Annotated in this window: 22 protein-coding genes; 13 read left to right on the plus strand and 9 right to left on the minus strand. The window is 43.7% G+C overall.

Going from position 1 to position 21,542, the window contains the following annotated elements:
- The first annotated feature begins 262 nt into the window (after positions 1 to 262).
- Positions 263 to 1,231, plus strand: coding sequence for a polyisoprenyl-teichoic acid--peptidoglycan teichoic acid transferase TagT (gene tagT / locus BSI_RS19460; protein ID WP_003235557.1), 969 nt, complete (start codon positions 263 to 265; stop codon positions 1,229 to 1,231).
- Positions 1,232 to 1,388: 157 nt separating this feature from the next.
- Positions 1,389 to 2,249, plus strand: a complete 861-nt coding sequence (ywtE, locus tag BSI_RS19455) for a 5-amino-6-(5-phospho-D-ribitylamino)uracil phosphatase YwtE (protein WP_003235559.1) — start codon at positions 1,389 to 1,391, stop codon at positions 2,247 to 2,249.
- 234 nt (positions 2,250 to 2,483) lie between these two features.
- On the opposite strand, the gene pgdS is transcribed toward ywtE, so the two are convergent.
- The 5 genes from pgdS to pgsB all read right to left on the minus strand — a co-directional run bounded on the left by pgdS (position 2,484) and on the right by pgsB (position 6,854).
- Positions 2,484 to 3,725: a gamma-DL-glutamyl hydrolase gene (gene pgdS / locus BSI_RS19450; protein ID WP_032731809.1), complete on the minus strand. Its 1,242-nt coding sequence runs from the start codon at positions 3,723 to 3,725 to the stop codon at positions 2,484 to 2,486.
- A gap of 140 nt (positions 3,726 to 3,865) precedes the next feature.
- Positions 3,866 to 4,033: an extrachromosomal elements maintenance protein EdmS gene (gene edmS / locus BSI_RS19445; protein WP_003235563.1), complete on the minus strand. Its 168-nt coding sequence runs from the start codon at positions 4,031 to 4,033 to the stop codon at positions 3,866 to 3,868.
- A 14-nt stretch (positions 4,034 to 4,047) separates the two neighbouring features.
- A complete protein-coding gene (gene pgsA, locus BSI_RS19440; RefSeq protein WP_003235565.1) occupies positions 4,048 to 5,190 on the minus strand; it encodes a capsular polyglutamate synthetase PgsA in 1,143 nt (380 codons plus the stop codon).
- A gap of 18 nt (positions 5,191 to 5,208) precedes the next feature.
- Positions 5,209 to 5,658 carry a poly-gamma-glutamate biosynthesis protein PgsC gene (pgsC, locus tag BSI_RS19435; protein ID WP_003227889.1) on the minus strand — a complete coding sequence of 150 codons (450 nt, stop codon included), beginning with the start codon at positions 5,656 to 5,658 and terminating at the stop codon, positions 5,209 to 5,211.
- A gap of 14 nt (positions 5,659 to 5,672) precedes the next feature.
- Positions 5,673 to 6,854 carry a poly-gamma-glutamate synthase PgsB gene (pgsB, locus tag BSI_RS19430; RefSeq protein WP_003219593.1) on the minus strand — a complete coding sequence of 394 codons (1,182 nt, stop codon included), beginning with the start codon at positions 6,852 to 6,854 and terminating at the stop codon, positions 5,673 to 5,675.
- A 783-nt stretch (positions 6,855 to 7,637) separates the two neighbouring features.
- On the opposite strand from pgsB, the gene BSI_RS19425 reads away from it, so the two are divergent.
- The 8 genes from BSI_RS19425 to BSI_RS19390 all read left to right on the plus strand — a co-directional run bounded on the left by BSI_RS19425 (position 7,638) and on the right by BSI_RS19390 (position 14,391).
- Positions 7,638 to 8,627 (plus strand): LacI family DNA-binding transcriptional regulator, encoded by a 990-nt coding sequence (locus BSI_RS19425; protein WP_003235569.1) that lies wholly within the window; start codon positions 7,638 to 7,640, stop codon positions 8,625 to 8,627.
- Positions 8,620 to 9,501: a ribokinase gene (gene rbsK, locus BSI_RS19420; protein ID WP_032731661.1), complete on the plus strand. Its 882-nt coding sequence runs from the start codon at positions 8,620 to 8,622 to the stop codon at positions 9,499 to 9,501. The genes BSI_RS19425 and rbsK overlap by 8 nt, the downstream gene beginning before the upstream one ends.
- Positions 9,498 to 9,893 carry a D-ribose pyranase gene (rbsD, locus tag BSI_RS19415; RefSeq protein WP_003235574.1) on the plus strand — a complete coding sequence of 132 codons (396 nt, stop codon included), beginning with the start codon at positions 9,498 to 9,500 and terminating at the stop codon, positions 9,891 to 9,893. Before rbsK ends, rbsD begins: the two co-directional genes overlap by 4 nt.
- A 15-nt stretch (positions 9,894 to 9,908) precedes the next feature.
- Positions 9,909 to 11,390, plus strand: a complete 1,482-nt coding sequence (gene rbsA, locus BSI_RS19410; RefSeq protein WP_003235576.1) for a ribose ABC transporter ATP-binding protein RbsA — start codon at positions 9,909 to 9,911, stop codon at positions 11,388 to 11,390.
- A 1-nt stretch (position 11,391) separates the two neighbouring features.
- Positions 11,392 to 12,360, plus strand: coding sequence for a ribose ABC transporter permease RbsC (gene rbsC / locus BSI_RS19405; protein ID WP_003235578.1), 969 nt, complete (start codon positions 11,392 to 11,394; stop codon positions 12,358 to 12,360).
- Between the two features lie 13 nt (positions 12,361 to 12,373).
- Positions 12,374 to 13,291 carry a ribose ABC transporter substrate-binding protein RbsB gene (gene rbsB / locus BSI_RS19400; RefSeq protein ID WP_003235580.1) on the plus strand — a complete coding sequence of 306 codons (918 nt, stop codon included), beginning with the start codon at positions 12,374 to 12,376 and terminating at the stop codon, positions 13,289 to 13,291.
- 111 nt (positions 13,292 to 13,402) lie between these two features.
- Positions 13,403 to 13,939, plus strand: coding sequence for an SH3 domain-containing protein (locus tag BSI_RS19395; RefSeq protein WP_003235582.1), 537 nt, complete (start codon positions 13,403 to 13,405; stop codon positions 13,937 to 13,939).
- A gap of 155 nt (positions 13,940 to 14,094) precedes the next feature.
- Positions 14,095 to 14,391: a DUF3892 domain-containing protein gene (locus BSI_RS19390; protein ID WP_003235584.1), complete on the plus strand. Its 297-nt coding sequence runs from the start codon at positions 14,095 to 14,097 to the stop codon at positions 14,389 to 14,391.
- Positions 14,392 to 14,432: 41 nt separating this feature from the next.
- On the opposite strand, the gene BSI_RS19385 is transcribed toward BSI_RS19390, so the two are convergent.
- From BSI_RS19385 to alsS, 3 genes are all read right to left on the minus strand, one after another.
- A complete protein-coding gene (locus BSI_RS19385; protein ID WP_003235586.1) occupies positions 14,433 to 14,960 on the minus strand; it encodes an NAD(P)H-dependent oxidoreductase in 528 nt (175 codons plus the stop codon).
- Positions 14,961 to 15,059: 99 nt separating this feature from the next.
- Positions 15,060 to 15,827 carry an acetolactate decarboxylase gene (gene budA, locus BSI_RS19380; RefSeq protein WP_003235587.1) on the minus strand — a complete coding sequence of 256 codons (768 nt, stop codon included), beginning with the start codon at positions 15,825 to 15,827 and terminating at the stop codon, positions 15,060 to 15,062.
- Positions 15,828 to 15,888: 61 nt separating this feature from the next.
- Entirely contained in the window at positions 15,889 to 17,601 is a 1,713-nt protein-coding gene (alsS, locus tag BSI_RS19375) for an acetolactate synthase AlsS (protein ID WP_032731662.1), read from the minus strand.
- Between the two features lie 159 nt (positions 17,602 to 17,760).
- On the opposite strand from alsS, the gene alsR reads away from it, so the two are divergent.
- Positions 17,761 to 18,648 carry an acetoin biosynthesis transcriptional regulator AlsR gene (gene alsR / locus BSI_RS19370; RefSeq protein ID WP_003235591.1) on the plus strand — a complete coding sequence of 296 codons (888 nt, stop codon included), beginning with the start codon at positions 17,761 to 17,763 and terminating at the stop codon, positions 18,646 to 18,648.
- A 40-nt stretch (positions 18,649 to 18,688) separates the two neighbouring features.
- Here the strand turns inward: alsR and cotH are convergent, their stop codons facing one another.
- Positions 18,689 to 19,780: a spore coat protein CotH gene (cotH, locus tag BSI_RS19365; protein WP_003235593.1), complete on the minus strand. Its 1,092-nt coding sequence runs from the start codon at positions 19,778 to 19,780 to the stop codon at positions 18,689 to 18,691.
- 142 nt (positions 19,781 to 19,922) lie between these two features.
- On the opposite strand from cotH, the gene BSI_RS0120690 reads away from it, so the two are divergent.
- Together BSI_RS0120690 and BSI_RS19360 are read left to right on the plus strand one after the other, a co-directional pair.
- Positions 19,923 to 20,675, plus strand: coding sequence for a CotG/ExsB N-terminal domain-containing protein (locus BSI_RS0120690; protein ID WP_003235595.1), 753 nt, complete (start codon positions 19,923 to 19,925; stop codon positions 20,673 to 20,675).
- Positions 20,676 to 20,843: 168 nt separating this feature from the next.
- On the plus strand, positions 20,844 to 21,461 hold the full coding sequence (locus BSI_RS19360) for a flavin reductase family protein (RefSeq protein WP_003235597.1): 618 nt from the start codon (positions 20,844 to 20,846) through the stop codon (positions 21,459 to 21,461).
- The last annotated feature ends 81 nt before the right edge of the window (positions 21,462 to 21,542 follow it).

Consider the following 21,542-nt stretch of genomic DNA (forward strand, 5'->3'; position numbering starts at 1 on the left):
CCTCTTTTTCCGGCCATTAAACCTTTTCATTCTTGCAGATCACAAGTTTCCAATCATTTACTTGCATTTTTTTCAATAGAGCCGAAACATTTTCCCTCTTGCGGCGTCCAATATAAGGTGATTCAGCACATTATAAATTTCAATTTTCAAGAACAAGAACTTATAAATATAGGAATTTTTATCGAAAAATGTCTTTCGGTGAGTTGCCCTATGACAAAATGAATGGTACGCTTCAAATATTAAAGGAACGAGAGGTATTGATATGGAGGAACGATCACAGCGCAGAAAGAAAAAGAGACGACTTAGAAAATGGGTGAAAATCGTTGCCGGTTTGATGGCTTTTCTTGTCATTGCGGCAGGCTCTGTCGGCGCCTATGCTTATGTAAAGCTGAATAATGCTTCTAAAGAAGCTCACGTCAGCCTTGCACGCGGAGAACAATCAGTAAAACGGATTAAAGAATTTGATCCCGGTAAAGATTCTTTCTCTGTATTGCTCTTAGGAATTGATGCCAGAGAGGAAAACGGCGAGAGTGTCGATCAGGCAAGAAGTGATGCGAATGTGCTGGTTACATTTAACCGGAAAGAAAAAACAGCCAAAATGCTGAGCATTCCGCGTGATGCCTATGTCAACATCCCAGGCCACGGCTACGATAAATTTACACATGCTCATGCCTACGGCGGCGTTGACCTCACTGTGAAAACAGTTGAGGAAATGCTGGATATTCCAGTTGATTATGTCGTAGAAAGCAATTTCACAGCTTTTGAAGATGTCGTAAATGAGCTGAACGGCGTCAAAGTAACGGTAAAAAGCGATAAAGTCATTCAGCAAATCAAAAAAGATACAAAAGGAAAAGTGGTTCTTCAAAAAGGAACACATACGCTTGATGGAGAAGAAGCGCTTGCTTACGTAAGAACACGTAAAGCAGACAGTGACCTTTTACGCGGACAAAGACAAATGGAAGTGCTGAGCGCCATTATTGATAAATCAAAATCACTTAGCTCAATTCCGGCTTATGATGATATTGTGGATACGATGGGACAAAATCTGAAAATGAACTTATCTCTTAAAGATGCCATTGGCCTGTTCCCGTTCATCACTTCATTGAAATCAGTTGAGTCTATTCAGCTGACGGGTTATGATTATGAACCTGCCGGTGTTTACTATTTCAAGTTAAACGATACAAAACTGCAGGAAGTCAAAGAAGAGCTGCAAAACGATTTAGGTGTATAATAAACGGGATGGCGATTACGCCATCCCGTTTTTACATATTTCCTTGTTGAAAATTATCAAAGTAACGTTTAGCCTTGATTTATATGGTTTATGTTTCTAAGGAAAGCTGAACATACTACACGAAGCAGCTTCATTTTTAAGGAGGTTCCCCCTACATATGAAATTAATTGCGATTGATTTAGACGGTACATTACTGAATAAAGAAAGCGTCATTTCTGCTGAAAACAGAGCGGCTATCAAACGGGCCGTTGATGCCGGCATCCTCGTCACCATTTGCACGGGAAGAGCAACATTTGATGTAAAAGCGCTGCTGGATGACTTGGACATCCCGATCATTGCGGCAAATGGCGGAACGATCCACGACACGGGTTACCGTTTGATCAGCCGGACATTAATGGATCAGGAGGCCGGTAAAGCGATCGCTGATTACTTACTCTCAAAAAATATTTACTTTGAGGTATATACAGATGACCATCTGCTCTCTCCTTTTGACGGCGAAGCTAAGCTGCATGCAGAGCTTGATATTCTAAAAAGCGCAAATCCAAACGAAAAGACGGATGAATTGTGGCAGGGAGCCATGACTCAGTTTAAGCAGTTTGGCATTAAACCGATCCCTCATATCGAATCGGTTTTTGACGGCAGCGAAAACATTTATAAGCTGCTTTGCTTCTCCTTTGACATGGACAAGCTGAAACAAGCGAAGGAAGAGCTGAAGCATCATAAAAAACTGGCACAAACCTCTTCCGGAAAACATATTATCGAAATCCTGCCGGCCTCTTCAGGTAAAGGACGCGCGCTGACAGAGCTGGCTGAAATATACGGAATTGAAACACAGGATATTTATGCGATCGGCGACAGTCCGAACGATTTGTCCATGTTTGAAGTCGCAGGACACCGTATCGCCATGGAAAATGCAATCGATGAATTAAAAGAAAAAAGCACCTTTGTCACAAAGAGCAATGACGAAAATGGTGTGGCTTACTTTATTGACCAGCTTCTTTCCGGCCAATATGCATAAAGAAAAGACTCCAGAGATTCTGGAGTCTTCAAATTGTTGACAAAATCCTAAAACGGTTTTAGTTTTAGGATTTTGTCATTTTTTCAGCGTGATTGAAAACCCTTGAAGTCTAGGAAAGGTGAACTGGAGCGGAGCGAATGTTCTAATTCGTGAGCACCGACGCGCAGACTTGACAACGAATGCGAGGGTTTGTCGACACGCTGAAGACTCCAGAGATTCTGGAGTCTTTGTCTTTTATTGCACCCGTACACTTCCCGCATATTTATCTTTCCAATACGTGCTTGTGTTCATATTGGTGATGGTCACACCGTTTGATAATGTGACATGAACAACTTGTCCGTTTCCAATATAGATGGCGGGATTTAAGCTTGTTGATTGGAAGAACACAATGTCTCCCGGCTTCATGTCCGCCTTCGCAATCTTAGTTCCGGCTTTGTATTGGCTTGTTGCGTATCGAGGCAGGGAAATACCCGCTGCTTTCTGGTACACATACTGGACAAAACCAGCTGTATCAAACCCAGTCTCTGGAGACGCTCCGCCTTTTTTGTAAGGAACTTCTCCGATATAAAGCGTAGCTTCGGATACGATCGGATTTTCTTTTGGAATTGTCAGGTTGTCAAATCGGCGAATGCCTGTCATCTTCGATTTCCAGTAATCCTCTGACAAGTAGGAAATGGTTACTTTTTCTGAACGGCTTGCCTGAATAAATCTTCCCCCGCCAGCATAAATGCCTGCATGTGAAATTCCCGTTTTGTACGTATTGCTGAAATAGACAACATCACCAGGCTTTATGTTCTGAGGCGCCACCTTCTCACCCACTGCCCACTGCTGTTCGGCTGATCGCGGCAGATATATGCCGAGTGCCTGTTGAAACACATATTGCACGAGCCCTGAGCAATCAAAGCCTTCTGACGGTGTGCTTCCGCCAAACACATATGGAATGCCGATATATTTTTCGGCCTCCTCAACGACAGGAACATCAGCCGTGGCCGGATCGGCTGCGATTCGTCTCGCCCCGATATAAGATCCGCTCCAATAGCTGCTTTTTGTGTAATTGGTGACGATAACCCCTTTTGATAACGTACTGTGAATCATTTGGCCGTCTCCGATGTAAAGAGCGACGTGTGTCGGAGCAGTCCCGGTGCTTCCCTCTTTTTTGAAAAATAAAATATCCCCCGGCTTCAGGTCTTCCGGCTTTACGGCCGTTCCGACTTTATACTGGTCGTTCACAGATCTCGGCAGATGAATATCAGCCTTACTGAAAACATATTGAATCAATCCCGAAGGATCGAATCCCTCTCTCGCCGTTTCACCGCCGTATTTATACTGATACCCAAGCAGTTTTTTTGCTTCGCTGACGATCAATTCAGATGATGTATCAGCCTCCGCAATCTCCGCTTTTGTCATAATTGGAACCAAAAAACAAATGATAACCGCCACAAGCAAAAACTTCTTCCAGTTTGCCAGTGTGTTCACTTTTATTATCTCCTCCTCTTTTTGCAGTTTTAACATCGGTATTTTTTTGAATATGTTAAGAAACTTTTTGAAATTTTTACAGAATGAATATGCTGGGCAAATAAAAAGAGAATGTCTCATCAGACACTCTCTTTTTCGAATTATTTATTGGCGTTTACCGGTTCTTCCTGCTGTTGGATTTTATGCATTTCCGTATTAATCTTCTGTTTTTCCTGATCTGTCAGCTGATCATTGAATTTAAAAGCTGACATAAACATGAACACAATGGCTACGGCAACAAACGGCCAGCTAGCTTTGACAAATTTCATCTTTATCACTCCGATTATTTAGATTTTAGTTTGTCGCTATGATCAACATCAAACATCAGTTTTCCGTCTTCTACTTTCCATGCGAAATTAGAGTCTTTTGTCAGTTCACGAATAATTGTTTTCTGTTTGAGGCTGTCTTTTTTGACCGGTGCAGGCGTCGCTTCATGGATATCAATCGGCGTCACTTCGAAGTGGCCTGTTCCGTTTTTCTTCAGGTGATACTGAACCAGTGCACTGTCTCTCGTTCTCGTCCAGCCTTGGTCAAAGACAAAGTTGCCGAGGCTGTAGAAAATGACGGTTCCGTTATACACTTCAATCGGTTCCAGTACGTGCGGGTGATGGCCGACGATGATATCAGCTCCCGCATCAGACATGGCTCTTGCAAGCTGGCGCTGACGGTCGTTTGGATCGTTGTCATACTCTTGTCCCCAATGTGACTGCACAACGACGATGTCCGCATGTTTTTTCGCTTCTGAAATCATAGGAATAAAGATTTCAGGATCTGCGGGCAGCACGCCCGGCGTATTCTTTTTAGCCGCGAAGCCTTTTCCGGACACATCTGTAAAGCCGAGCGTGGCAATCGTTACCCCATTGACTTCCTGGTACGAAATATTCTTTTTCGCATCGCTTAAGCTGTATCCTGCTCCAACGATATCCAGATCTTGTTTTGCAAATTCTCCAAGTGTATCTTTCATCCCCTGAGCGCCGTAATCCATTGCGTGGTTGTTTGCGCTGTTGAGAACCGTGAAGTTCATATCTTTTAAGACTTGCACTGATTCCTTATTCGTCTGCAGATGAATTTCTTTATCTGCTTGTTTATAATTCTTTTTATAGGTTACCGGGTTTTCGAAGTTTCCTGCTACATAATCCGAGGCTTTAAAAATCGGTTCAACATATTGAAAAATACTGTCTGCCCCTTTTTGATCCGTTACTTTTTCAACATAGCGGCCCATCATAATATCACCGACAAACGAGGCTGAGAGAACGTCGTCAGAATACGTTTTGACCTTTGGCGTTTCTGCTTTTCCAGCCCACATAAAAGCGAACATGAGGACAAAAACGATCGGAATGGCGATAAATACGTGCTTATTGGTTTTCTTTTTTTGCTGTTTTGTCAGCTTTAGCAGCTTTTCATGAAAGCTCAGTTCTTTTTTCATCGTTTGACACACCTTACATTAAATTAAGTAGTAAACAAACATGATAGCAAAGGTCGCTCCGCTCAATAGCAGCGTGCTTCCGAACGTAATGGTTAATCCTTGTTTCTGAATGGTATTGGCAATTAAACCTGGCACGATGATGCCGATTCCTCGAAATTCTGCGATTTCAAATGGTACAATCGGGTATAGAAAATCAAACGCAATTTTCAGGACAATCCCTGTTATCAGCATGGCAGCGAATTTTCTGCGCCCGTATAAAATCATAAATTTGGATAAACCATATTTCACAATGACATAAGTGAGCAAGCTCACTAACAAAACGAGTAAAATAAAGACCGGCTGATTAAACACAAGTCCTAAATACCCCGGTACAACAAGTCCTGCCGGCACGATTCCTGTTTTTTCTGCAAAAATCAAACTGAGTAGTACACCTAAAATTAGTGCAATGTATAAATCTGATCCGAACATGTCTGCATTTCCTCCTAGCTTACGAGCTGCTTAACCTTGTATTCGTGGATTTTTTCAATTAAAGGCTCTGCGGCACCATGAATATTGCCGACGCCATATATGACACGGTTGTGCATTCTTTTCTTTAACAATTCCATAATTTCTTCTGTTGACTTGTACTCTAGATCATGCAGTTTGTCTGCAGGAATTTTGCCTTCTTCGTAGGCTTTTACGATCGGTTCTGTTGTTTCACCAATTAAGATCAGTTCACTTGCTTCAATATAAGGCAATACGTCATTTGCGAATTGCTGTGTCCGATCGACACGGTCTGCGCGGCAGTTCATAATGATGATCGGATCATCGGTCGGGTAACCGATTTCTTTTACACGTTTCCATATATTCAAAGTAGAAGAAGCGTCGTTTGCGGCAAACCCATTAACAAAGTGCCCAGGCTCGCTCGGACTGATCAGCGGAAGAATTCTCATTGCTCCCGGATCTGGCGGCGCATTCAGCATTCCTTTAAACGCTGTTTCTTCGTCAATGCCGAGTGCTTGAGCCACACCCAGTGCCAGAGAAGCGTTATCAGGGAATACCATGTATTCAAATTTACGCAAATATTCATCTGTAATTTTTGAGTTATCAGCAATGATGACTTTTGTGTTTCGTTCTTTTGCTTTTTGTTTAAAGAACTCGGTATATTCACTATCTGTAATAACAAGATGGCCATTATAAGGAATTGTAGCAGTAAACGCTTCCGCAATTTCATCGAGCGTAGGCCCCATGACATCCATATGGTCTTCTAAAACGTTAACGATCACGCCGATATTGGCTTGCAGAAGTTCTTCCTGAAAGATAATTTGATAATCCGGGTTAACAGCCATGCATTCACTGACAATCGCATTAGCCCCTCTTTCTACTGTTTCTTTCATGACTTCTTTTTGCTCTCCGATATTCGGTCCCTGAGGTTTCCGTTTAATCGGCTTTTCCTCCGGTGTATCCCAGTAAATCATTCTTGCGTCTGTTCCTGTTGTTTTTCCAACAGTCTTGTAACCGGCTTCTATTAATATTCCGGTTGTCAGCCTTGTCACAGTCGATTTCCCTCGGATGCCGTTAATATTCACTCGAACAGGGAGGGCATCAATGTTTTTCTGATGTCGTCGTTTTTCTAATATTCCGATGACCAGTATGACAGCACAGGCTATAATGAGTAACCACATTGCTTTTCGACATCTCCTTCTATATTGTTGTAAATTCATTCATCAGTATATAGAATCACTATGAATTCTCAATCGGCATTATGTAACATAATCTCCCCTAATCCACTAAGCCAAACTTCTCTTTTGAAAGAGATTTTGTACCCACAAACTGTTTTCTATTTTTGGAAAAAGGCAGGACTTACACCTTATCTCTTTTTTAAAAAAACAAAAGGAATGCGCTTTCATTTTTCTCTTGATATCCTTCTGGACGTATAGTCACACCTCGGTGTTTGCATTTAATATGTATTTCAAATCAATCTTTTTTTCAGCCTATGATATCAAGCTTTTCCTGCTATAATGCGTGTTTCCGGTTCTTATGAACACAAAATATTTTTTTCCTGTTTCTTAAGGACAAGGTCATAATGTCACCCTTTCTGCATGGAAGCGGCAATATTAGGCCCATACCAAAATGACTAATGGGATCATTCATGAAAACGCTAAACATCCGGGTCCGATTTCTCTAACATAATTAAACATTTTCTGGGCGGATAGTCTTTTCTGTTTCTCCTCATTTACAGGTCTAAACGCATGACTTTGAAACAATTTTAATAAAACTTAATATTTGTTCAAGAAATCTTCATCCAGAATTGTGAAGACTTTGTCAAAAAAAGAGCGAAAACCTTAAATTTCTCAATTATATATACAATTTACAGTTAGATTTCTTTTGATATTTTTATTGCCAACTTCGGAATGCTCATGATAATCTATCTATGTAAACGGTTACACAAACAAGGAGGAGCTGTTTTGGCTACAATTAAAGATGTCGCCGGAGCGGCGGGCGTTTCTGTTGCGACGGTATCCCGCGTCCTGAATGACAACGGCTATGTACATGAAGAAACGCGAACGCGTGTCGTAGCGGCGATGGAGAAGCTGAACTATTACCCGAATGAAGTCGCCAGATCTCTTTATAAAAGAGAATCCCGGCTGATCGGGCTTTTGCTCCCGGATATCACAAACCCTTTCTTCCCCCAGCTTGCCCGCGGTGCGGAGGATGAATTGAACCGGGAAGGCTATCGCCTTATTTTCGGCAACAGTGACGAGGAATTAAAAAAAGAACTTGAGTACCTTCAAACCTTTAAACAAAATCATGTCGCTGGCATTATTGCCGCAACGAATTACCCGGATCTTGATGAATACAGCGGCATGAATCACCCTGTCGTTTTTCTGGACAGAACACCTGAAGGCGCTCCTTCTGTGTCCAGTGACGGCCATACAGGAGGAAAATTAGCTGCCGAAGCCATCATTCACGGAAGAAGCAAGCGCATTACGCTCTTGAGAGGCCCCGCTCACCTGCCGACCGCTCAAGACCGCTTTAACGGCGCTTTGGAGGTCTTACAGCAGGCCGAAGTTGATTTTCAAGTCATCGAGACGGCTTCATTTTCTTTCAAGGATGCGCAATCGATGGCGAAGGAACTGTTTGCCTCATATCCTGAGACAGACGGTGTGATAGCGAGTAATGATATTCAAGCCGCTGCGGTTTTACATGAAGCATTGCGGCGCGGAAAAAACGTGCCGGAGGATATTCAAATTATCGGATATGATGACATTCCGCAAAGCGAGCTGCTGTTCCCGCCTCTGTCTACAATTAAACAGCCTGCATATGACATGGGCAAAGAAGCAGCCAAACTGCTTTTGCGTATCATCAAAAAACAGCCGTTGACAGAAACGGCGATTCAAATGCCCGTCACCTATATAGGAAGAAAGACGACAAGAAAGGAAGATCATGATGCGTAATATTTGTGTGATTGGAAGCTGTTCTATGGATTTAGTGGTCACCTCGGACAAACGCCCAAAAGCCGGTGAAACAGTACTTGGCACGTCGTTTCAGACTGTGCCGGGCGGTAAAGGAGCAAATCAGGCCGTTGCTGCTGCAAGACTTGGCGCCCACGTGTTTATGGTTGGCAAGGTCGGAGACGATCATTATGGAACAGCCATTTTGGATAATTTAAAAGCAAACGGCGTTCGCACCGATTATATGGAACCGGTTACACATAAAGAAAGCGGAACCGCCCACATTGTGCTTGCTGAAGGTGATAACAGCATTGTCGTCGTCAAAGGTGCGAACGATGACATCACCCCATCTTATGCGATTGACGCGCTTGAACAGATTGAAAAGATCGATATGGTCCTGATTCAGCAGGAAATCCCGGAGGAAACGGTTGATGAGGTGTGCAGATACTGCCATTCTCACGATATCCCGATCATGCTCAACCCGGCACCGGCCCGCCCGCTGAAGCAGGAAACAATTGATCACGCCACCTATCTCACGCCGAATGAACACGAGGCGTCGATCTTATTCCCTAGGCTTACCGTTTCTGAGGCCTTGGCGCTTTACCCGGCGAAGCTCTTTATTACGGAAGGAAAACAAGGCGTCCGCTATTCAGCAGGCAGCAAAGAGCGGCTCATCCCGTCCTTCCCTGTTGAGCCTGTTGATACTACCGGAGCCGGTGATACGTTTAACGCAGCCTTCGCCGTTGCTCTGGCGGAGGGAAAAGACATTGAAGCTGCATTGCGGTTTGCCAACCGTGCCGCTTCCCTTTCTGTCTGTTCCTTCGGCGCCCAAGGCGGAATGCCGACAAGAAAAGAAGTAGAGGAGCTGCTGTCATGAAAAAACACGGTATACTGAACAGCCATCTTGCCAAGCTTTTAGCCGATCTTGGTCACACTGATAAAATTGTCATCGCGGATGCGGGGCTGCCCGTTCCTGACGGCGTTTTGAAAATTGATCTTTCACTGAAGCCGGGTCTCCCGGCTTTCCAGGATACAACGGCAGTGCTCGCAGACGAGATGGTCGTCGAAAAAGTCATTGCTGCATCTGAAATAAAAGCTTCTAATCAGGAGAATGCGAGATTTCTAGAGAATCTTTTTTCAGAGCAGAAGATTGAATACCTTTCTCACGAAGAATTTAAGCTGCTGACAAAAGAAGCAAAAGCAATTATAAGAACCGGTGAATTCACACCATATGCCAACTGTATCCTGCAAGCGGGTGTGCTTTTCTAGAAAGGAGGATGGGACATGCAGATTGAAATGAAAGACATTTATAAAGCATTCGGAAAAAACCAAGTGCTGTCAGGCGTTTCCTTTCAGCTCGTGCCCGGTGAGGTTCACGCATTAATGGGAGAAAACGGCGCTGGCAAGTCCACGCTTATGAACATTCTGACAGGCCTGCATAAATCGGATAAAGGGCAAATCAGCATAAACGGAAACGAAACGTATTTTTCCAATCCGAAGGAAGCGGAAAAGCATGGAATCGCTTTTATCCATCAGGAATTGAATATCTGGCCGGAAATGACCGTTCTTGAGAATCTATTTATCGGAAAAGAGATATCCTCTAAGCTGGGTGTTCTACAAACGAGAAAAATGAAAGCGCTAGCAAAAGAGCAATTTGACAAACTGTCTGTCTCTCTTTCTCTTGATCAAGAAGCGGGCGAGTGTTCCGTCGGACAGCAGCAAATGATCGAAATCGCAAAAGCGCTCATGACCAATGCCGAGGTAATCATTATGGATGAACCGACAGCAGCGTTGACGGAACGTGAAATCAGCAAGCTATTTGAGGTCATTACAGCGTTAAAAAAGAACGGCGTCTCCATTGTATACATTTCGCACCGCATGGAAGAAATTTTTGCGATTTGCGACAGAATCACCATCATGCGTGATGGAAAAACCGTAGATACAACAAACATCTCAGAAACCGATTTTGATGAAGTCGTCAAAAAAATGGTCGGCCGCGAGCTGACTGAACGATATCCGACACGCACTCCTTCTCTCGGTGACAAAATTTTCGAGGTGAAAAACGCCTCTGTCAAAGGACGTTTTGAAGATGTTAGCTTTTATGTTCGTTCCGGTGAAATCGTTGGTGTTTCCGGATTGATGGGAGCCGGCCGGACAGAAATCATGAGAGCGCTGTTCGGCGTTGACAGGCTGAACTCAGGTGAGATATGGATCGCGGGAAAAAAGACGTCCATTAAGAACCCGCAGGATGCGGTGAAAAAAGGGCTCGGCTTTATCACAGAGAACCGCAAAGATGAAGGGCTGCTGCTCGACACATCAATTCGCGAGAATATTGCTCTGCCCAATTTGTCCAGTTTTTCTCCAAAGGGCCTCATTGATCACAAACGGGAAGCTGAATTTGTCGATCTGTTAATCAAACGCCTGACCATCAAAACGGCATCATCTGAAACGCATGCACGCCATTTATCAGGAGGCAACCAGCAAAAAGTGGTGATTGCCAAGTGGATCGGCATCGGGCCGAAAGTGCTCATCTTGGATGAGCCGACCAGAGGTGTGGATGTCGGCGCCAAACGGGAGATTTATTCGCTGATGAATGAGCTGACAGAACGCGGCGTCGCCATCATTATGGTGTCATCAGAGCTGCCGGAAATTCTCGGAATGAGCGATCGCATTATCGTTGTCCATGAAGGCAGAATCAGCGGAGAAATCGATGCGAAGGAAGCAACACAAGAACGAATTATGACACTTGCCACGGGAGGGCGGTAATATGAAAACGGAACAACTGCAAACAGAACAAAAACGGATCCATTTCGACGGAGTCATGCAAAAGCTCGGCCCGTTTCTCGGTTTATTTATTCTCGTTATCATTGTATCTATTTTAAATCCCAGCTTTCTTGAACCGCTGAATATTTTAAACCTGCTTCGCCAGGTCGCCATTAACGGATTAATCGCGTTCGGCATGACCTTTGTGATTTTAACAGGCGGCATTGATCTTTCTGTCGGCGCTATTCTTGCCCTGTCCAGCGCTTTAGTTGCGGGAATGATTGTATCTGGTGTCGATCCGGTTCTTGCGATTATCCTGGGCTGTATCATTGGTGGCGTACTCGGCATGATCAACGGACTATTGATCACAAAAGGAAAAATGGCGCCCTTTATTGCCACGCTTGCGACCATGACTGTGTTTCGCGGACTGACGCTTGTGTATACAGACGGAAATCCGATTACCGGACTTGGCACAAACTACGCTTTTCAGTTGTTCGGGCGCGGTTACTTTTTAGGCATTCCTGTACCTGCAATTACGATGGTTCTTGCCTTTGTCATCCTTTGGGTGCTTCTTCATAAAACACCGTTCGGACGCCGAACGTACGCAATCGGAGGCAATGAAAAAGCCGCGCTCATTTCAGGCATTAAAGTGACGCGCGTGAAAGTGATGATCTATTCTTTAGCCGGGCTTTTATCCGCCCTTGCCGGCGCCATATTGACTTCTCGCCTGCATTCAGCACAGCCGACTGCCGGGGAATCGTACGAACTGGATGCTATCGCAGCGGTCGTCTTAGGTGGAACAAGTCTTTCCGGTGGCCGCGGACGCATTGTCGGCACGTTAATCGGGGTGCTGATCATCGGCACACTTAATAACGGACTCAACCTGCTTGGCGTCTCATCGTTTTATCAGCTGGTTGTCAAAGGGATTGTCATCTTAATTGCGGTATTATTAGATCGCAAGAAGTCAGCATAGGAGGGTTTTTCATATGAAAAAGGCTGTATCCGTCATTTTAACGTTATCATTGTTTTTATTAACTGCCTGTTCGCTTGAGCCTCCCCAATGGGCAAAGCCGTCAAACTCGGGTAACAAAAAGGAATTCACCATCGGCTTGTCCGTCTCAACGCTTAACAATCCCTTTTTTGTCTCATTAAAAAAGGGTATCGAAAAAGAAGCTGAAAAACGGGGAATGAAAGTCATCATTGTCGATGCACAAAATGATTCATCAAAACAGACGAGTGATGTAGAAGACTTAATTCAGCAAGGTGTCGATGCATTGTTAATCAACCCGACTGATTCCTCGGCGATCTCAACGGCAGTAGAATCTGCAAACTCAGTCGGTGTGCCCGTCGTAACAATCGATCGTTCCGCCGAACAAGGAAAAGTTGAAACTCTCGTTGCTTCTGATAATGTCAAAGGCGGTGAAATGGCCGCAGAATTCATTGCTGACAAACTTGGAAAAGGAGCAAAGGTGGCAGAGCTTGAAGGCATGCCCGGCGCATCTGCCACACGAGAACGCGGCTCAGGATTTCATAACATCGCAGATGAAAAGCTTGACGTTGTCACAAAGCAATCAGCTGACTTTGACCGCACCAAAGGCCTGACTGTCATGGAAAACCTGCTGCAGGGACATCCGGATATCCAAGCTGTTTTTGCTCACAATGATGAAATGGCGCTCGGTGCTCTCGAAGCAATTAACAGCTCAGGAAAAGATATTTTAGTGATCGGTTTTGACGGCAATAAAGATGCGCTCGCTTCCATTAAAGACGGAAAGCTCTCAGCCACCGTCGCCCAGCAGCCTGAATTGATCGGTAAACTGGCTACAGAAGCAGCCGATGATATTTTGCATGGGAAAAAAGTGAAGAAATCCATATCTGCACCTCTCAAACTAGAAACACAAAAATAATTGCCACGGATCAGATCTTTATCTGATCCTTTTTTATGTTTAGGACTCTGTAAAAACGTGAATAGAGATATAGGAATGAATTTATTTCTCTTACGTGAGGAGAGGAACGAAATGAACAAAACAACAAAAATATTATCAACTCTAACACTTGCAGCCGGAATGACTGCGGCTTCTGCCGGGACCGCAAGCACGATCCATGCACAACAGCCAGAAACAACTGTAAGCATTGATGATTTATACAGCTATCCGATTGATTCTTATTTGGTGTCAGCAGAGGCCCTAAATGTCAGAACGAAGGCTTCCCCATCAAGTCATAAAGCCGATACGCTGCACTTGGGCGACAGCTTAAAGCTGATTTCCTTCGCAAACGCTGACTGGGCAAAGGTTCATTATAATAATGGCAAAACAGGCTTTGTCTCCACTCATTACATTGTAAAAGCTGCTACAACAGTAAAAACCAAAACAAAAACAAAAGTATATACATCCGCTGAAGGTAAAAGCATCAAGACTCTTCCAGCAAACACAAGCGTTTCTTTTTTAGGCTGGAGTAAAACGAAAAAAGGCGGTTTTGATTTTGATTGGGTATTCGTTGATTACGGCGGAGCGACAGGCTATATGAAAACAAAGGATTTACACATGACAAAATAACTGAAAGGGATTCCGTGTCTATGCGGAATCCCTTTTATTATGAATTGATTTGTCACATCCCCGCGATATTTCTCAGGAAATATTGTCGTATGCCATGTCGAAACCATACATGATCATCGACATTTTTGTTCACGTTAAATAATGGAGGTGTAGATATGGATCAATTTGAAGCAGCATATGAATCGTATAAGGCTCAGCAAACAAACGGCGAACAGCAAGCTGTTCCATCTGGACAAGAAGAAATTATTGCAGTCAGAAGAAATGAGGATGACAATATTATCGCAGTGAAAACGAACACAGGAAGAGAGCTCGACTATCCCACTGCGCTGTCAGAAGCACAAGCGGGAAAACTCGCTCATGTTGATGTCTTCCATAAATACGGACGTGATATTTTGCGAAGTGAACCGGACGGCATAAAGGAAAATAATCTGTCAGAGCTGCCGGATTTTTAATTATAGAAAAGCCCTGCCGCATGCTGGACAGGGCTTTTCTTTTAAGCGAAAGGCTGCTGGATGTATTCGGCTAGCCGTTTTGCACTGAGGGAAATATCCTCTGCAGTTGCATAGTTCACGCCATAGAACACATATGGAGGCAGGTATTTCGTGCCGATCAGATTGCTCGTGGCCTGAAATGGTTTCAAAAGCTCACTAATCGAGTAATGATTTGCTCCGCCAGCTTGATATTTTTCCGCTTCGCTCCCTGTTGAAACAGCCAGCACCAGCTCCTTGCCATGCAAAGCGTTTCCCTTTGAACCAAAGGCCCAGCCGTAAGTCAGCACAAGATCCTGCCATTTTTTTAAGAGCGGCGGAGAGCTGTACCAATAAAACGGAAATTGGAAGACAATCCGGTCGTATTGCTCACACAGCTGCTGCTCCTTCGCAACATCTATCGCTTCATCCGGGTATTCCTTATAAAGCTCCCGTACTGTGATATTGTCATGTTTACCTAATTCCTCTACCCACGCCTTATTAACAACTGAGGTTTCCATATGAGGATGAACTGCTAAAACCAATATTTTCATCAGACCACACCTTTACCCTTTTGTCGTTATTTTATCTAAAATCAGGAAAAGAGCCAAATAAAAAAGAAAGCCCTGCACAGAAAGGCTTTCTTTTTTCCTTTATTCAGGGCTTCCTTCAGTTGTTTCGATATCTTTAGCAAAATCAGGGTTATCCAGATTCGCATTAAAGAAATCCGCTGTATTCGGAAGTCTGAGATTCATGTTCATTTTTTGAGAAATCGTAACCGTGCAATCCTCAAGCACATAGTCAAAAACGTGTCCGCCTGAATTGCGTCCTTCGTCAATGAAGTGCAGGTGATAGCCAGATACGGCGATTCCGTTAGCATAAGCTGGTGTCAGGAAGCCTACAATCGTCCCTCTCACGTTGTCGAAGTTGAAAATCGGCTGCGTTTTGACCGCTTCAACCATCGGCACGTAAGGTTTTTCTTGCAGTTCTACTGTTCTTGTCTGCACTTTTTTAAACAATCCGTCAATGCGGATTGCATAAAATAAGTTTTTGCTTGGCAGAATGCTGTTGATCTCTTTTTCAAATTCTTCACGTGTCATTTTCGCATCAATTTTGTGCGTCATGTCCGGTGTAAAGAACGTAAATGAACAGAACGGAGAACGGTCCCCGTTTTGGACCGGTGTGGCAGTTCCGTCTGAACGGAGACGGTAAAATTCGCCGTCAAATCCAATCAGCTCTCCGTCAAGCTTGTTAAAGGTTCCGATACCGAAGTCTCCGTATTTCGGAATCTCTGACAGTTCAAAATCCCCGTCATATACTCCGTCTAATAGAGAAGTCATTGTTGATACTTGATAAATCTGGCTCACAGGCTGATCTTTTTGGCCCCGGCTGAGCACTTGAATGTTGCTTTCGCGTTTCATAATTCCCTTCACTCCTTTTGTTTAGTGCTGTTCATCAAACAGTGTCGTGATGCGCAGAGTGCTAGAGAGCTTTCGTTTTCATGAGTTCTCCGAATTCTTTCGGAAGCTTGTCACTTGCTAAATTAATGTTATCACTGTAGTCAACCGGGACATCTATGATAACAGGACCCTCCGCGTTCATACCTTGACGAAGAACATCTGCCAGCTGGTCTGGTGATTCTACGCGCAAGCCAGTTGCTCCGAAGCTTTCCGCATATTTCACGATATCGATATTTCCGAAATCGACCGCAGATGTACGGTTATATTTTTTCAATTGCTGGAATGCAACCATGTCATATGTGCTGTCGTTCCATACAATGTGTACAATTGGTGCTTTTAAACGAACTGCTGTCTCTAATTCCATTGCTGAGAATAAGAAACCGCCGTCACCAGAGACTGATACCACTTTTTCTCCCGGTTTCACCAATGAAGCGCCGATTGCCCAAGGAAGTGCAACGCCGAGTGTTTGCATACCGTTACTAATCATTAATGTTAATGGCTCATAGCTGCGGAAATAACGTGACATCCAAATCGCATGTGAACCGATATCGCAAGTCACTGTAACATGATCATCGACTGCGTTTCGCAATTCTTTAACGATTTCAAGAGGATGCACTCTGTCTGATTTCCAATCTGCAGGCACCTGCTCACCCTCATGCATATATTGTTTTAAATCAGAAAGGATTTTCTGCTCACGTTCAGCAAATTCCACTTTCACAGCATCATGTTCGATATGATTGATCGTGGACGGAATGTCACCGATCAATTCAAGTTCCGGCTGGTAAGCATGATCAATGTCAGCTAGGATTTCATCTAAATGGATGATTGTCCGGTCACCATTGACATTCCAGAATTTCGGATCGTATTCAATTGGGTCATAACCGATTGTCAAAACAACATCAGCCTGCTCAATCAGCAAATCGCCAGGCTGGTTACGGAACAAACCGATACGGCCAAAATACTGATCTTCTAAATCTCTCGTAAGAGTACCGGCAGCTTGATATGTTTCGACGAATGGAAGCTGAACCTTTTTCAAAAGCTTGCGAACCGCTTTAATCGCTTCCGGTCTTCCGCCCTTCATGCCGACTAAAACGACAGGAAGCTTCGCTGTTTGGATTTTTGCAATGGCCGCACTGATTGCAGCATCCGGTGCAGGACCAAGTTTTGGCGCTTCGACAGCACGCACGCTTTTTGTATTTGTGACTTCATTCACAACATCTTGCGGAAAGCTCACAAAAGCGGCCCCAGCCTGACCTGCTGACGCTATTCTAAATGCATTTGTAACAGCTTCCGGTATATTTTTTACATCTTGAACTTCTACACTGTATTTTGTAATCGGCTGAAATAGCGCCGCATTATCCAAAGATTGATGTGTCCGTTTTAAACGATCTGCACGGATCACGTTCCCAGCAAGCGCAACGACAGGGTCACCTTCAGTGTTTGCTGTCAGCAATCCTGTTGCCAAGTTAGAAGCACCTGGTCCTGATGTGACTAACACGACTCCCGGTTTTCCAGTTAAACGGCCGACTGCTTGCGCCATAAATGCTGCATTTTGTTCATGCCGGGCAACGATAATTTCAGGCCCTTTATCTTGTAAAGCGTCAAAAACCGCATCAATTTTTGCACCTGGAATGCCAAATACATGTGTGACACCTTGCTCCGCTAAGCAATCAACAACAAGCTCCGCCCCTCTGTTTTTCACAAGGGATTTTTGTTCTTTTGTTGCTTTTGTCAACACCCTCACTCCTTATTATGCATTTTAAACATAAAATTTTAAATATTTCTTGTGATACGTTTCACTATACACTCTTTGGAAATTGACCTCCAATATCGATTCGCCTTATGATTAATATGTATTACGAATTATTAACCTAAGGAAAGGAATGCATATTGAATGGAGCTTCGCCATCTTCAATACTTTATCGCAGTAGCCGAAGAGCTTCATTTCGGAAAAGCTGCGCGGCGGCTGAACATGACACAGCCTCCTCTCAGCCAGCAGATCAAACAGCTGGAAGAAGAAGTCGGGGTGACGCTTCTGAAGAGGACAAAACGATTTGTCGAGCTGACCGCGGCCGGCGAAATCTTTTTAAATCACTGCCGGTCAGCTTTGATGCAAATTGGACAAGGAATTGAACTTGCACAGCGGACGGCTCGCGGCGAGCACGGCCACCTTGTCATTGGTTTTGTCGGATCTGCTACATATGAATTTCTGCCGCCGATCATCCGGGAATACCGTAAAAAATTCCCCTCTGTGAAAATTGAACTGAAAGAAATCACTTCTTACCGGCAGCAGGAGGAGTTGCTCAAGGGAAATATCGATATCGGCATTCTCCATCCGCCGTTAGAACATCCGGAGCTGCAAATTGAGACAACCCAGAGCAGTCCATGCATCCTCGCTTTACCAAAACAGCATCCGCTTGCATTAAAAGAATCAATCAACATTACAGATTTGGAAAACGAACCGATCATCACCCTTTCCAAAGAAGCGTGGCCTACGTTATATACCGACTTTATTCAGCTCTGTGAAAACGCAGGTTTTGTGCCAAATATTGTTCAGGAAGCGACAGAATATCAAATGGTAATCGGACTGGTGACAGCGGGCATTGGTATTACCATTGTGCCATCCTCGGCCAGACGGCTGTTTAACCTTGATGTCACGTATCGAAGCGTTGATCATTTTCAGCTCAAAGCAGAATGGATTATCGCGTATAGAAAAGACAGCCAAAACCCTGTACTGGGACAATTTGTGGATATATGCAAATCGTTAAATGAACGGAAATAAAAAAAAGGCGCTCCGTTCACCGGAATCCGCCCGTTTATCGTCAGGATAAAAGATCAAGCTCACTTTTGAGGTAATCAGCTCTTTTTATAATATACTCACATATTACATCCGGCTCACGGTCAAAACGCTCAATATCATTCTTTTTATATGGGTCCATCAGGACAAACGGTCTAATCTGCTCATACATCGCCATTATTTTCGGTTTCATATATTCAATTGTAAAAAGAGATTGGAGCGTTTCTTCTAACAGATGTTTGTAGGACCTGCGAAAATCGGGTTCATCCAATATCCGGGCGGTTAGTGTATTAAATCCTTGAATTCTTACATAATCGGCAGCCATCCGCTCTCCGTGGATATCCCTGCCCCAGGTCGCATCATAATCCCAAGGAATCACCTCAAATAATCCGGTTTCACTGTTTCTGTACAACGCGTAGTTGTGGACAAACCCGTCATAGTTTGAGGTGAACACAATGCCGGCGAGCCAGCGCAAATACTTGTCGATATCCACATGCTTTGTCACTTCCGATTTAAATTGGGCTTTAGGGACAGTATTAATTTTAAAGATCATATCCTGTAAATAAAAATCGTCTTCCTCAGTCCCTGTCTTCTTTTCATATCCATGCTCAAGCGATGTCTTCGTTTCCCTTTCCAAATCGCTCATCAGAGAGAAATTAGCATCATCATCAACCGCGTAAAAAACCGCCCCGTCCGCCAGCTTCCTTTTCGCTAAATAAAATTCGTCGACGGATTCAAGTTCAAGATAAACCCCTTCATTCTTTCCATTCACCTTTAAAAACACAAACTCCGCCTTTGGTGACAGCGTCCCAAGCTCTGAGAAAAAATCCAGGGACAATTTGTTTCTCATCATGGAAGGATCTTTATACTCCGCATTTAAGTGAATCTCTCTCGCGCCGCGGAATGTTTTCGGCTGATAAAAGGAAATATGGTATGACTTCTTTTTGAAGTCTCTGATATGCGATCCCCGATAAGCGATATCAATATCCAGCCTTTTTTGATTTACCTTCATCACAGCCGGCACCGGATCATCGTCCCATATATCCTTTTTTAATTCACGCAAATCTTTTGGATGAACAAACAGCTGATAAAGCGGCATATTGGATTGGTTCTTCATCCATAATCCCCCTAACAAATTTTAGGCTTTTATTTTTGTGAGATCTCAGCGGAACACTTATACACTTTTAAAAAACGTGCGTACTATGTGGGTAGTAAGGATATTTATCCTTAAAAACATTTTTTAAAAGGAGGATTTCAAATTGGGCCACTATTCCCATTCTGACATCAAAGAAGCGGTGAAATCCGCTAAAAAAGAAGGTTTGAAGGACTATTTATACCAAGAGCCTCATGGAAAAAAGCGCAGCCATAAAAAGTCGTACCGCTCTCACAAAAAATCACGCAGCTTCAAAAAATCGTACTGTTCTCACAAGAAATCACGCAGCCACAAAAAATCATACTGTTCTCATAAGAAATCACGCAGCTATAAGAAATCGTACTGCTCTCACAAGAAATCACGCAGCTTCAAAAAATCGTACTGCTCTCACAAGAAATCACGCAGCCACAAAAAATCGTACTGCTCTCACAAGAAATCACGCAGCTTCAAAAAATCGTACTGCTCTCACAAAAAATCTCGTAGCTTCAAAAAGTCGTACCGCTCTCACAAAAAATCACGCAGCTTCAAAAAATCGTACTGCTCTCACAAAAAATCTCGCAGCTTCAAAAAGTCGTACCGCTCTCACAAAAAATCTCGCAGCTTCAAAAAATCGTACTGCTCTCACAAAAAATCTCGCAGCTACAAAAAGTCTTACTGCTCTCACAAGAAAAGGTCTCGCAGCTACAAAAAGTCTTTCCACGCACTCAAAAAAACGTATTATTCTCATGAGAAAACATCTCACAAAAAACATTACAAAAAACCGCACCACGACTACTACAAAAAACATGATGATTATCACAGCAAAAAAGAATTCTGGAAAGACGGCAATTGCTGGGTAGTCAAAAAGAAATACAAATAATACCTTTTCATTACCATAGGCTGCCGACAAATGTACGGAAGCCTATTTTTCATTTTCCCCTGTATTAGATATATGTCATGACATAACATATGCAACCCGCATTATTTGGTTTCCTTGAAACCATTTCGTTATAATCAAGGTATCCTAACGATAAAGGCGGTTTTTGCTATGTACATATTTCAAGCGGATCATCTTAGTGCCAAAGACACATACAAGCTATTGTCAGGTGCCGTCATCCCCCGCCCCATTGCTTTTGTGACCACACTTTCTTCAGGGGGAACGGTAAATGCTGCGCCTTTCAGTTTTTATAACGTTGTCAGCTCTGATCCTCCGCTTCTCAGTATTTCTGTTAACAGGGCGGGAGGACGCCAAAAAGATACAGCCCGAAACGCATTAGAGAATGGAGAATTTGTTGTCCATGTCAGTGATGAAGCCATTATTGAAGACATCAATGAAACGGCGGCAAGCTTAGGGCCCGACGAAAGCGAACTCACACGGACCTCGCTTCATCCTGTCGAAAGCAAATCTGTTTCAGTTCCCGGCATTAAGGAGGCACGCATTCGTTTTGAATGCACATTAGAGCGGCATATGACGTTCGACAATGATCAAGGCGTGACGACAGCAGATCTGCTCATCGGCAGAGTTGTCTGCTTCCATCTGGATGAAAAAGTGTATGATGCCGAAAAAGGGTATGTTTTGACAGATGAATTAAAGCCAGCCTCAAGATTGGCGGGAAACCACTATGCGAAGCTCGGTGAAGAATTTACGCTGGTTCGTCCCAGCTGAACAAAGGGACTATTTAAATAGAAGAAACTAGTCAAAAAGACCTCGTAATCACAAAATGTTGCCTATAAAAAAAGAACACCC

The sequence above is a fragment of the Bacillus inaquosorum KCTC 13429 genome, from assembly GCF_000332645.1.
Classification (GTDB): domain Bacteria; phylum Bacillota; class Bacilli; order Bacillales; family Bacillaceae; genus Bacillus; species Bacillus inaquosorum.

Excerpts from the sequence above, each read along its gene's own strand:
- rbsC (WP_003235578.1), top strand. The coding sequence starts at position 11,392 with ATGAAAACGGAACAACTGCAAACAGAACAAAAACGGATCCATTTCGAC.
- tagT (WP_003235557.1), top strand. The coding sequence starts at position 263 with ATGGAGGAACGATCACAGCGCAGAAAGAAAAAGAGACGACTTAGAAAA.
- budA (WP_003235587.1), bottom strand. The coding sequence starts at position 15,827 with ATGAAACGCGAAAGCAACATTCAAGTGCTCAGCCGGGGCCAAAAAGAT.
- pgsA (WP_003235565.1), bottom strand. The coding sequence starts at position 5,190 with ATGAAAAAAGAACTGAGCTTTCATGAAAAGCTGCTAAAGCTGACAAAA.
- BSI_RS19395 (WP_003235582.1), top strand. The coding sequence starts at position 13,403 with ATGAACAAAACAACAAAAATATTATCAACTCTAACACTTGCAGCCGGA.
- cotH (WP_003235593.1), bottom strand. The coding sequence starts at position 19,780 with ATGAAGAACCAATCCAATATGCCGCTTTATCAGCTGTTTGTTCATCCA.
- BSI_RS19390 (WP_003235584.1), top strand. The coding sequence starts at position 14,095 with ATGGATCAATTTGAAGCAGCATATGAATCGTATAAGGCTCAGCAAACA.
- alsR (WP_003235591.1), top strand. The coding sequence starts at position 17,761 with ATGGAGCTTCGCCATCTTCAATACTTTATCGCAGTAGCCGAAGAGCTT.
- edmS (WP_003235563.1), bottom strand. The coding sequence starts at position 4,033 with ATGAAATTTGTCAAAGCTAGCTGGCCGTTTGTTGCCGTAGCCATTGTG.
- rbsA (WP_003235576.1), top strand. The coding sequence starts at position 9,909 with ATGCAGATTGAAATGAAAGACATTTATAAAGCATTCGGAAAAAACCAA.
- pgsB (WP_003219593.1), bottom strand. The coding sequence starts at position 6,854 with ATGTGGTTACTCATTATAGCCTGTGCTGTCATACTGGTCATCGGAATA.
- rbsK (WP_032731661.1), top strand. The coding sequence starts at position 8,620 with ATGCGTAATATTTGTGTGATTGGAAGCTGTTCTATGGATTTAGTGGTC.
- BSI_RS19385 (WP_003235586.1), bottom strand. The coding sequence starts at position 14,960 with ATGAAAATATTGGTTTTAGCAGTTCATCCTCATATGGAAACCTCAGTT.
- ywtE (WP_003235559.1), top strand. The coding sequence starts at position 1,389 with ATGAAATTAATTGCGATTGATTTAGACGGTACATTACTGAATAAAGAA.
- rbsD (WP_003235574.1), top strand. The coding sequence starts at position 9,498 with ATGAAAAAACACGGTATACTGAACAGCCATCTTGCCAAGCTTTTAGCC.
- BSI_RS19360 (WP_003235597.1), top strand. The coding sequence starts at position 20,844 with ATGTACATATTTCAAGCGGATCATCTTAGTGCCAAAGACACATACAAG.
- pgsC (WP_003227889.1), bottom strand. The coding sequence starts at position 5,658 with ATGTTCGGATCAGATTTATACATTGCACTAATTTTAGGTGTACTACTC.
- rbsB (WP_003235580.1), top strand. The coding sequence starts at position 12,374 with ATGAAAAAGGCTGTATCCGTCATTTTAACGTTATCATTGTTTTTATTA.